Genomic DNA, 11,465 nt, shown 5'->3' on the forward strand with positions numbered 1-11,465 from the left:
GATTACGACGTAATAAACCCTACGCAAATATCCACTTTTACCGGCCAGTGAAGAGCCTATCCAACAAGTATGATGAAGGACACCTTATGAATGTGAGCAATAAAACAGCCGTTGAATTACTTTCTGATCTTCGTGCTCACCATATCTCAGCGGTAGAGCTGCTAGAACAAACCATCCAGCACGCAGAGCATGTTGCAGAGACATATAACCCCTTCTCTATAAAACTATATGAGCGCGCACGCAAGGCAGCGGCTCATGCTGACGAACTATTAGCCCAAGGACTGGGCGGACCATTATGCGGCCTGCCCATCACTATTAAGGACTCGCAATGGCTTGAAGGCGTGCCCTGTGCTAATGGCTCCAGAACCCAACAAGACTTTATTCCTCACAGCACCAGTGCAGCCGTTAAGCGGCTGGAAGAAGCCGGGGCTGTTATTTTTGCTAAAACAACCTGCCCTGAGTTCTGTTTAACCGGAACTACATCGTCAGAACTCTATGGCGTAACGTCTAATCCCTGGAACATTGAGCGCACAAGTGGCGGATCTTCAGGTGGTTCGGCCGTAGCAGTCGCCGCCGGAGCAGGCTCGATGTCACTGGGCGGTGATGGAGGCGGATCTATCCGTATCCCCGCTGCTTTTTGTGGCATCGTCGGATTCAAACCGTCTTTCAAAGCCGTACCAAGAGAACCCTGTTTTCCCTCATGGAGCACCATTGTGTCCTATGGCCCCATGACACGCAGCGTTGCTGATGCCCGACTGATGTTTTCTGTTGTTGCCGCTAATAATACAGATAATGCCTATCTGGATGCTCTGGCAGCACATGCGCAACACCCTCTCCCGCTGGTGGGACAAAAAATTATCGTCTCTGAAGACTTAGGTATCGCCCCGGTTGATGATGATGTTCGCCAAACCTTCCGCGCAGTCCTTCATCTGCTGGAAGTCGCTGGTGCAGAAATCGTTCATGATCACCCACACCTCCCGTCATCAGTCGTAGCCTGGGCAACATCGGCACACTACGACTCATGGAGCTTTCAGAAGGAGAAAAAAACTCCTCTCAAAGGCCTTGAAAAAGGAACACTGGAGACGCTGCACTTTGGCGCAAGCCTCACAGAGGATGAATTTAATGCAGCCGAAGAACACAGGGCAGTCATTCACGCGGCTTACATGGCTATGTTTGAAAGAAACGCCAGTTCATTCTTCCTGACACCGACGTTAGGACTTGAGGCATTCAAACATACACGTCGCTACCCTAAATATATCGGCTCTACTAAAATCACCAATCCTTGGCTCGACTGGGTTTCTTTCCTTTATGATGCTAATCTGACCGGTATGCCTGCTTGCGCGTTGCCCATGGGGTTAGGTGATGAGGGGCTACCATTATCCATTCAGATTTCAGGACCTCTGGGCAGCGATGCCGCTGTACTGGATATAGCTGAGCACCTGGAAAGCCTGATTGGTTGGGATAACTCCCCAAAAGATTCCCTAAAAGAATCGCTGGAGAGTAATGATCTCACAAAGCCGCAAACAGGGCCGGAGACACGAGCTACGTGAAAAACCTTGAGTTTGATGTCATAAGCGAGGCAGTTCCAGGTGATAAGTTTAGCCAGCTTTTTGAAAAAGGCTGGCCCGCTTATCGCGCCTGGTATCTGGATGAAGGCGAAGAAGCACGTCCCAGTTATCTGCAATGTGTATCTGCATTAGAAAAACACATGCCTGAGCTCGTTCCTCTTTATCATCAAATTATCAAGTTGTTAGACTGCGATGACTTGCAGGCACGTTTTTTAAGTCTGTATTGCCCACCCACATTCTATTCTGCCTGTTCCCAACTGATTTATAAAAAAGAACAATCTGTACTGATCCGCAACTACGATTTCCCTGCTTTCCTTTGTGAAGGTACGATTCTGAGCAGCCAATGGATCGACAAAAAAATTATAGCGATGACTGATTGCGTATGGGGCGCACTCGACGGAATCAACGATGCCGGCCTGGTTGTGTCAATCAACTACGGTGGCCGCCTTATCGAAGGTTCTGGTTTTGGTATCACTATCGTTGTGCGCTATGTGCTGGAAACCTGTAGCACAGTAGATGAAGCGATTGCCGTATTTAACAGAGTACCAGTGCATCTTGATTACAATATTGCGTTACTCGATAAATCAGGAAACCATGCAACGGTTTTTATAGCCCCTGACCAGGCACCCCATGTTACCCGGCAAACCACCTCAACCAATCATCAGACACATATCAAAGATGGCAAGCCCCTGTTCCTTGAAGATTCAACCACCAGACTAGATACACTGAATTGGTTAGTAGCGAACAACGATTACTCACTCTCAGATACCATTACTCAATTCTTGCATCCGCCGCTGTATCGTCAGCATGGAAACCAACAATCAGGCACCTTGTATACAGCGGTCTATAACCCCACACAAGGGTATGTAAATTATGTTTGGCCGCACCAAAACCTATACTTGACTTTCGACCACTTTCCGGAACAATCAATGGATATTCATTATGCCTAGCAACGCTGCTATGCTTCTGATCCATTGCTTAACGAGTATCTAAGGAACAGTATGGCCAGACTGTTACGTAATATAACATCAATAGCCAATGGTCTTTTCAGATCAGTTTTCCCATCGCGTGTCACTAAAGACCCGGAAGAACTAATAACCTTACCTTCAAAAAATAATAATGAGGACCTCATCATGAGCGAGCCAGAAAAACTTCGCGGCTTATCAGATATTTACCGTTTTTTCCGCAAAAACACCACGCCCATCTACTTTGTATCGCCAACCGCCTATAACATTCTTGGTTTGGGCCAATGGATTCAAGGTTTCAAATACATTTCTCACTTTGATTCTTTCGATGGTGGTCATTTTCGTGTGACCAACCCCCAGCAGAATACGGAACGCGAGTTTCAGTCCATGGAAGATATGGTGAACTACCTGCTGAGCCACAAAGAGTCCGTCGATCTTTTTCAGAGAAACGGCGGTAAAGGTAAAATTCTTACTGTCATGTTTGATGAGAAAACCGAAGAGATTGCTAAACAACTCGGTGTCGAGATTGCTTTACCATCAGCGGAGCTACGTAAACGACTGGACTCCAAAATTGTCACCACCCAGCTCGCCAATGAGGCGGGGGTAGCCAGCGCACCCAACATTGTCGATGTGCAAGCGTCCAGTTATGACGAATTACGCGCCCTGGCTGAAAAAAATAATCTGGGTGAAAAATTAGTCGTTCAAACACCTTATGGGGACTCTGGAAAAACCACATTTTTCATCAGCAACCAGGAAGAGTGGGACAAGGTCGCCAAAAAAGTGATCGGTGAAACACTCAAGGTGATGAAGTATATCAACCACATCCCGGGCACAGTTGAAGCGGTTGCAACCCGCTGCGGCACTATGGTGGGGCCTTTGCAAACCGATATTACCGGCTACAAAGAACTAACACCGTATAAAGGCGGCTGGTGCGGTAATGATATATTCCCTGAACTCCTGGAAGGAGAACAGCGCGAAAAAATCATCAGCATGGTTAAGGCGATGGGTGACAAGCTTTATGAGAATGGCTACCGGGGCACCTTTTGTTTCGATTACCTGGTTGATACGGATGACGGCGAAGTCTATCTTGGTGAGATCAATCCACGCATCAGTGGAGCCAGCCCGCTAACCAACCTGGTGACATCAAAGTACGGCGGCATTCCGTTAATGCTGTTCCACCTGCTTGAATTTATGGATGTCGACTTTGAGATCGACGTTGATGAAATTCAAAAGCGCTGGGCGGATTTTGGCAGCTGGACACAGTTAGTACTCAAACATACCGAAGATCAGGTACGCCTGATCACAAAAGCGCCACGCTCCGGTATCTGGCGCATGCTCGATAATGGCGAGATTAAATTTGTTCGTAACAGCATCGACTGGAATAACGTCAGCGATAACCAGGATGCATTTTACTTGCGTGTTTATGATGCGGGTGATTACGCATACCTAGGCGCAGATATGGGTATTCTTGTGGCACGCGGAAGAATGCAAAGCGATGACCGCCAACTGTTACCTCGCGCGCATCAGTGGATAAGAGCCATCAACGCTGAGTTTGAATATAAAGCATTGGAGGAACTGGAAGTACCGTACATTCCAACCGACAATGTGCGCAAAATGATCTGATCGTTTCAACAGGTGACAATCAAAAAGCGGCCTTTATGAGAAGGCCGCTTTTTTTAGCTCACTAATCCAACTTGCGATATAGCGTACGCAGACTGCAACCGGCAATATCAGCCACACGCCCTTTATCTGGATGTTCGAATGGCGCTATGATCTTCTCCAGTCAGGGCATTCCGCACTGGCAGAAAATTCAAGCATTGGTGGATAACTTCAGCATCGATCTGGTCATCATGACGCAATACAATCTCGCACGCTCGATAATATTCTTCAACTCCCACACAATACCTTTAAAAGATTGTTGAGAGAGAAAATAACATTTCGCAGAGCCGCTATCAGTAAGCCCTCCAAAACGAAAATCATAGCGGCTGTTGGTCATGCCACTGCTCCGTCATTGTTGTCTTAAATATGACGATGATGACAAACAACGCTGTTGTCTACTAGTCAGGTAAGCGGGAGATACTATTACGTAAAATCATCTGTCTCCACAGCCAGCCTTATGTATCGGCTCGTCAATATTAGTCTATAGTTACACAAGTACAGAAGGTCTAAATACTTTGGGACTTCTATATTTACTATTAATGCGCCCTGATACCACTAGCAGAGTTGAGTAATGTTAGAACGATGAAAATAATATCCGACCAGAAACTTATCCGACTTATCAAAGTAGCTCCGGTTCTGGTCGTCGGGATTTTTATCATATTGCTTAGCGCTATCATCATTTATAACAACCATACAAAAGCAACAAGCGATATCAAATCACTGCGCAACAACTTTATGGATCTTCAAAAAGCGGTTGCCAAGAGTCAGGTTGAACAGGTCTTTCAGGATATTCAGTTCGAAAAAAATCAAACCGAAGCCTCTTTAAAGCACAACATCAGGCAGCGTGTTAACGAAGCCTACGCTATTGCAGAAAACATTTATCAACAACATAAAGATAAATCGGAAGCAGAAGTCACCCGGCTAATCACCGATAGCCTACGCAGCATCTCTTTCAATGGCGGACGCGGTTACTTTTTTATATATAAAACCAACGGCCTCAGTGTTATGCATCCCCTGCTCCCTCAAATGGAAGGCAAATCAAAGTGGGGGTTGCAAGATGTGAAAGGCAGCTACATTGTTCAGGAAATGGGCGAATTAGTAAAAACCAAAGGCGAAAGTTTTTATCACTGGTGGTTTGTAAAACCACAGAATAACACTCAGGAATTCGAGAAAATTGGTTTTGGTAAGTACTTCGCGCCCTACGATTGGTTCATTGGGACCGGCGAATACCTTACCGATGTCGAAAATGATATTAAGCAACGCTTATTAGAAAGAATCAGCAATATTCGCTACGGTAAAAACGGCTACGTTTTTGTTATTGACTACCAGGGAAATTACCTTTCTCATTTCAAAGAATCATTAGTTGGAACAAACAATCTCGACGGTAAAGGAGCCAATGGATTTCCGTTTGTTCGAAAGATTATTCAAACAGCAAAACAGGGAGGCGATTATGTTGAGTATATCGGTTCAATCATGCCCTCCACAGGGCAACCCGCACAAAAAATAAGCTATGTAACCGCCATTGCAGATTGGGACTGGGTCATAGGTACCGGGGTGTACATCAACGAAATAGAAAACTACCTGGCGCAAAGAAAAACCATTGTCCAGAATCAAAACACAGTAGGACTACAAAAAATATTGTTACTCAGTTTTTTTTCTACGTTAATTCTGGTCTTTGTTTTAGTGTACATAAGCCGGAATATTTCGCGAAGATTTGAAAAATTCCAACAACATATAAACAGTAATATTGAAGAACTGCAGCGTACCAAAGATCAACTGCACTTTGTTGCTCACCATGACGCGTTGACAAAACTACCTAACCGCTTATTGCTCGAAGAGCGAATTACACAGGCCATAGAGCTATCAAAAGTTAACAATAAAAAGTGTGCCCTGATGTTTGTTGACTTCGACGACTTTAAAAAAATAAATGACCTCTATGGTCATTCTGTCGGTGATGATTTATTGCAAGCCGTCAGCCATAAATTTGAAAGTGTTTTACAAGCAGGTGACAGCATCACCCGATTTGGCGGAGATGAATTCATTTTTTGTTTCCCCGGGCTTAAAGACTTACGCGCAGCAGAGGAAAAAGTTAAGCGTATACAAGCCGTTTTTAAAGACCCATTTTCCATTGCCGGTAAAGCTATTCATTCCAGTTGCAGCATTGGTGTGACTATTTACCCGAATGACGGTGATGATCCGGAAGAGCTGATTAGCAAAGCCGATATCGTACTGTACAAATCGAAAGCCCAGCAAAAAGGAAGCTTTCTGTTCTTCAACAAACTGATAAACCAACAAGTACACCAAGATTTACAGCTAGAATCAGCACTGCGCACAGCATTGAAAAATAATGAATTCAGTGTCGTCTATCAACCGCAGATTTGCATCCAAAGCGGTCATATTAACGGTGTTGAAGCACTGCTGCGTTGGCACAATGAACAACTCGGCCATGTGTCACCGGTAGATTTTATTCCCATAGCAGAAGATACCGGTCTGATTCATGAAATAGGTATGTTCGTACTTGAACAGTCACTATCAGACATTAGCGACTTCAACCATCATCGGGAACACCCTATAACACTCTCGGTTAATCTATCACCCCGGCAGTTGAACGCGCCTAAATTTATCGACAAGTTAGTCGCGGCTGTGGCCAGACATACTATCGATAGCCAACTGATTACTTTCGAGATTACTGAAAGCTTACTGATAGAAGATCTGGCCCATGTCTCCCCCATATTACAGACACTGCGGGATAATGGTTTCAATCTATCACTGGATGATTTCGGCACGGGGTATTCATCATTAAGCTATTTAAGTATCTTGCCGATCAATGAAATAAAAATAGACCGGTCATTTGTTGATAAATTGTTAACCAGTAGTGAAACGGAAAACCTGATACGGGCAATCGTTGCTATTGGTGAGTCATACCAACTAACGATAGTGGCTGAGGGCGTTGAAACAGCCAAACAGCTGACCAAACTCAGCAGTTTCCAGTGCCACATAGCGCAAGGTTATTATTTTGACCGACCACTGTCGTTAACAGACCTGAACAACAAATACCTCACGACTGTTTGCTGTTAACATAGCACCCGCTAAATACACACATTCTTTATCTTCAACCTATACGATTGGAACCCCCCCCCATGACGCAGCCTGTAAAATTACTGAGTGTCTTTGTTGCTTGTGCCTGCATTCTGCTGGCCATTAACTTCGGATTACGCTCCTCTATGGGGTTTTTCATGGCCCCCATATCTACTGAGTTTGGCTATGGACGTGAGGTATTTGCGTTTTCACTTGCGCTGCAAAATCTATGCTGGGGTCTTTTTCAGCCAATAGCCGGCGCTGTTGCTGATCGTTTTGGTACCACTAAAGCCATTCTGGCAGGCGCGCTGCTATATGCGTTGGGTTTGTATGTAACGTCAACAGCGGACAGTATTTTTGCATTACATAGCGGTGCCGGCATTTTAATCGGGATGGGTATCGCAGGTACTGGATTTGGTGTTGTATTACCCGCACTGGCCCGAATGGTAGCACCAGAAAAGAGGGCATTTGCACTGGGATTAGGTACAGCGGCAGGCTCTGCAGGACAGCTACTACTGATACCGGTTGCTCAGGAATTTATCAGCAGCTATGGCTGGCAAACAGCGCTGTTATTAATGGCTGGCGGTGCTTTATGCATGATGTTTCTGGCAGTGCCTTTCAGAGGTGATGCCGCATCCGACTCTTCGACCGCTTCACTGGAAAATATCCAACAGACACTTCCTGATGCGCTCAAAGAAGCCAGTGGACACATTCACTATTGGTTATTGATTGCTGGTTTTTTTGTATGTGGATTTCAGTTAGCTTTTGTTACGGTTCATATGCCCGCATTTTTGTCCGATGAAGGTTTTGATGCGAAAGTCGCGGTTATCAGTCTTTCATTAATAGGACTGTTTAATATTTTTGGCTGTTTACTCTTTGGCTCCTGGTCTGGAAAATATTCGAAAAAGAATTTACTGGGGATCATCTACGCCTCACGCGCGATCACTATTGCACTATTTATGCTGATTCCTATTACTACCACCACGGTGTATGTATTTTCCATCCTGACAGGTTTTTTATGGCTGGCAACCGTACCACCCACGTCCGGGCTGGTCGCTCAGATGTTTGGTCTGCGCCATATGGGCACCCTCTATGGCATTGTATTTTTAAACCACCAACTCGGCTCTTTTCTCGGTGTTTGGCTTGGGGGGTATTTATATGATGAAACAGGAGCGTACGATGTCGTCTGGTGGTCAGCTGCCGCTATCGCACTCCTTACGGCATTAATTCACATCGTTATTGATGAGCGCCCGGTCTCTCGTTTGCGCACAGCAACGGCTTAGCCTTTACTATCACCTCACTATTTTTTGCTGAGTTACCACGCAACAGTAACTTCAATACTACACTATCTTTCAGGTATGAATATTTTACCTGAATTCAGCATTCGAATTAGGACGAGATTGGATAATGGCAAGCATTGAACGGAAGTTCTCTAATAATATACGGTTAATTTCTACCACGGATTTACGTGGAAACATCATTTATGCCAACCCGGCATTCTGTGAAGTGGCGGGGTACTCTGCCGAAGAGCTGATTGGCCAACCGCATAATATGGTCAGACATCCTGATATGCCTCCCGCCGCGTTTACCGACCTGTGGACACACCTGAAAAATGATAAGCCCTGGATGGGTATGGTAAAAAACCTTTGTAAAAACAAAGAACATTATTGGGTACAAGCTTATGTGATGCCGTTATTTGATCAGGCAGGTACAAAAATCGGATATCAATCTGTGCGCACGTCTCCTACCGATCAACAGATTGCTCGTGCAGAACAGGTATACGCAAAGATCAAGAGCAAACCTGATCTTAAAATAACCACATCAAGCGTAGCGACAAAACTCACCTTAGTATCGGCTATGTTTTCACTATTACTCCTCACAACACACTTTGCTCCGCTCCCGGTAATGCTGGAAAATGCTCTGATGATCGGATTCGCATGCGCCTTGGTAGCGAGTATTGCCTGGCTGGCAGCGCCGATTAAAAAGATCACTCAGCTTACAAATGCTGTCTACAATAACCCATTAGCGCAACACGTCATGACCGACAGCGTCGATGAAACCGGAGCCGTCGAGTTGTCGGCGCGTATGATGAATGCCCGCTTGCGCACAGTGGTCGGACGCGTAGAAGACAGTATTAATACCCTTGTTGAGGTTATGCGTCATACCAACGAGTCAATTGCTCAGACAACAGCAGGGATAGAACAACAGAATCAGGAAAGCGACATGCTCGCTACCGCCGCCCATCAAATGTCATCTACCGCACATGATGTTGCCAGTAACACCGCCCAGACATCTGAAGCCACACTTAAAACAGCAGCACTCGCTAAAGCCGGTAAGAGTAAAGTTGATGAGATGATTGCCGGTATTCAAATGCTGGTAAACGATGTTGAAAATGCCAGTAGCGCCTCTTTAGAGCTAAAGAAAGAAGCCATCTCAATCGAAAAGGTTATCGATATTATTAACGGTATTGCCGCCCAAACGAACCTGTTGGCACTCAATGCCGCCATAGAAGCAGCCCGAGCAGGAGAGCAAGGAAGAGGCTTCTCTGTAGTGGCAGATGAAGTACGAGTCCTTGCACAGCGCACAACGCAATCAACCAGCGAAATAAGGCGGACTGTTGAGTCTATTCAAAACCAGGTTGATCTGACGGCAGAAGCAATGGAGCGCTGTCATAACCACGCCGCATACAACATACAATGTGCACAAGAGGCAGGTGATGCTTTTCAGGCAGCAAACCTGGCTATGACCGAAATTTCCGACCGCAGTACACAAGTTGCGGCGGCGTCAGAAGAGCAAAGCGCGGTTTCCGAAGAAGTCAGCCGCAATATTCACAATATCAGAGATATTTCTGAAGCCAATAAATCTGCTGCACAAAGAACGTCGGCAGCCTCTATTGATCTGAGTAGTCTGATTCTGGACCTGAAAGCAACAGTTAAAGCCTTCTGACACAACTGACAGACGGATTAGAGCTAAGAGTCGCGTAAAGCATGGGTAATTTTGATTTAGATTGAAAGTTCGCATCTGCTCCTGCATAAACCGACTATCTTTGTTATATTCAATATTTTTCATATTAGATATAAGATTTTTTTGTCAAACACAGGGACGATCCGCGAATGAATAACACCTTATTAATTGTTGATGATAGCCGCGTATCCAGAATGATTCTCTCAAAAGTCTTTAGCAGCCTGGTGAGTGACTGGACGGTTATTGAAGCTGAAAATGGAGAAGGTGCGATTCAACAAGCCGAAAAATATCAGCCGTCACTGATAATCATGGATCTTAATATGCCGCTTCTCAATGGATTAGATGCGGCACTTATTTTAAAACCCAAGATGCCAAATACCACCTTTGTAATTCTGACCGCAGACATTCAGGAGTCAAGTAAAGCCAAAGTGAATAGTCTCGGTATTCATTTTATTGAAAAACCCATTACCGAATCTGTCGTCCGACAAGCGCTGGAATTCTGGGGCGCAGAACATGTCTGATATGAGTGCTCTGGAACTGGACGCCTTACAGGAAATATTCAACGTCGGTGTAGGCCGTGCCGCGGCGAGCCTCAGCCAGTTAACGAATGAAACGATCAGCATGTCGGTACCTGTGATCCATATGTTATCGCCGCAAGGTGCCAGCGAATTTTTAGACCCACATCACGACCGTATCCTGACCTGTATATCACAAACGTTTAGCGGTAGTTTTTCCGGAAATGCTTTACTGATTTTCCCCAGTGTTAATTCTCTTGAGATTGTTCGCCTGATGCTCGGATCAGAGATGCCGTTGGAGCAGTTATCTGAAGTAGAACAGGACGCCATGTGTGAGATCGGTAACATTATCCTGAATGCTTGCTTTTCTACGATTGGCGGCATGTTATCTGAACACTTCTGCTGCCAATTACCCGTTCTGAAAGCCGGATATATAAGCGACATCCTGAACCAAACCTCGCCGAACAAACAGGTACTCATCGTCCAGATCCAAATGGGCCTGGAGAAACATAACATTGAAGGTTTTCTCGCTTTTTTGCTCGAAAATCAATCAGCAGAGTGTTTACACCAGGCCATTAAACAGTTCTTAACTAAGGTTGAGGCCTGAGAATGCAGCTGTTTGAAAAAGTGTTACAAAACCTGCATTCCGGGGTGCTGATTCTGGACAATAACCTGACCATCTCGTTTGCCAATCATTGGCTGGAAGACGCGTTACA

General features: G+C 45.4%; 8 protein-coding genes. All 8 read left to right on the plus strand.

The features are described from left to right. The first annotated feature begins 92 nt into the window (after positions 1-92). Entirely contained in the window at positions 93-1,550 is a 1,458-nt protein-coding gene (locus ABY436_RS07955) for an amidase (RefSeq protein ID WP_372738446.1), read from the plus strand. Further along, a complete protein-coding gene (locus ABY436_RS07960; RefSeq protein ID WP_372738447.1) occupies positions 1,547-2,518 on the plus strand; it encodes a C45 family autoproteolytic acyltransferase/hydolase in 972 nt (323 codons plus the stop codon). The genes ABY436_RS07955 and ABY436_RS07960 overlap by 4 nt, the downstream gene beginning before the upstream one ends. Positions 2,519-2,569: 51 nt before the next feature. Continuing rightward, a complete protein-coding gene (locus ABY436_RS07965; protein ID WP_372738448.1) occupies positions 2,570-4,156 on the plus strand; it encodes a biotin carboxylase in 1,587 nt (528 codons plus the stop codon). A 618-nt stretch (positions 4,157-4,774) separates the two neighbouring features. Further along, a complete protein-coding gene (locus tag ABY436_RS07970; RefSeq protein ID WP_372738449.1) occupies positions 4,775-7,270 on the plus strand; it encodes a cache domain-containing protein in 2,496 nt (831 codons plus the stop codon). A 62-nt stretch (positions 7,271-7,332) separates the two neighbouring features. Then, positions 7,333-8,553 carry an MFS transporter gene (locus ABY436_RS07975; RefSeq protein WP_372738450.1) on the plus strand — a complete coding sequence of 407 codons (1,221 nt, stop codon included), beginning with the start codon at positions 7,333-7,335 and terminating at the stop codon, positions 8,551-8,553. A gap of 124 nt (positions 8,554-8,677) precedes the next feature. Then, positions 8,678-10,216 (plus strand): methyl-accepting chemotaxis protein, encoded by a 1,539-nt coding sequence (locus ABY436_RS07980; protein ID WP_372738451.1) that lies wholly within the window; start codon positions 8,678-8,680, stop codon positions 10,214-10,216. A 167-nt stretch (positions 10,217-10,383) separates the two neighbouring features. Next, entirely contained in the window at positions 10,384-10,755 is a 372-nt protein-coding gene (locus tag ABY436_RS07985) for a response regulator (RefSeq protein ID WP_372738452.1), read from the plus strand. Continuing rightward, on the plus strand, positions 10,748-11,356 hold the full coding sequence (locus ABY436_RS07990) for a chemotaxis protein CheC (RefSeq protein WP_372738453.1): 609 nt from the start codon (positions 10,748-10,750) through the stop codon (positions 11,354-11,356). The genes ABY436_RS07985 and ABY436_RS07990 overlap by 8 nt, the downstream gene beginning before the upstream one ends. Positions 11,357-11,465: the final 109 nt, after the last annotated feature.

The sequence above is a fragment of the Neptunomonas sp. genome (assembly GCF_041601355.1).
Classification (GTDB): Bacteria; Pseudomonadota; Gammaproteobacteria; order Pseudomonadales; family Balneatricaceae; genus Neptunomonas.

What these genes read in the sequence shown, in the direction of transcription:
- ABY436_RS07970 (WP_372738449.1), top strand. Translation starts at nt 4,775, where the DNA reads ATGAAAATAATATCCGACCAGAAACTTATCCGACTTATCAAAGTAGCT.
- ABY436_RS07980 (WP_372738451.1), top strand. Translation starts at nt 8,678, where the DNA reads ATGGCAAGCATTGAACGGAAGTTCTCTAATAATATACGGTTAATTTCT.
- ABY436_RS07990 (WP_372738453.1), top strand. Translation starts at nt 10,748, where the DNA reads ATGTCTGATATGAGTGCTCTGGAACTGGACGCCTTACAGGAAATATTC.
- ABY436_RS07965 (WP_372738448.1), top strand. Translation starts at nt 2,570, where the DNA reads ATGGCCAGACTGTTACGTAATATAACATCAATAGCCAATGGTCTTTTC.
- ABY436_RS07975 (WP_372738450.1), top strand. Translation starts at nt 7,333, where the DNA reads ATGACGCAGCCTGTAAAATTACTGAGTGTCTTTGTTGCTTGTGCCTGC.
- ABY436_RS07985 (WP_372738452.1), top strand. Translation starts at nt 10,384, where the DNA reads ATGAATAACACCTTATTAATTGTTGATGATAGCCGCGTATCCAGAATG.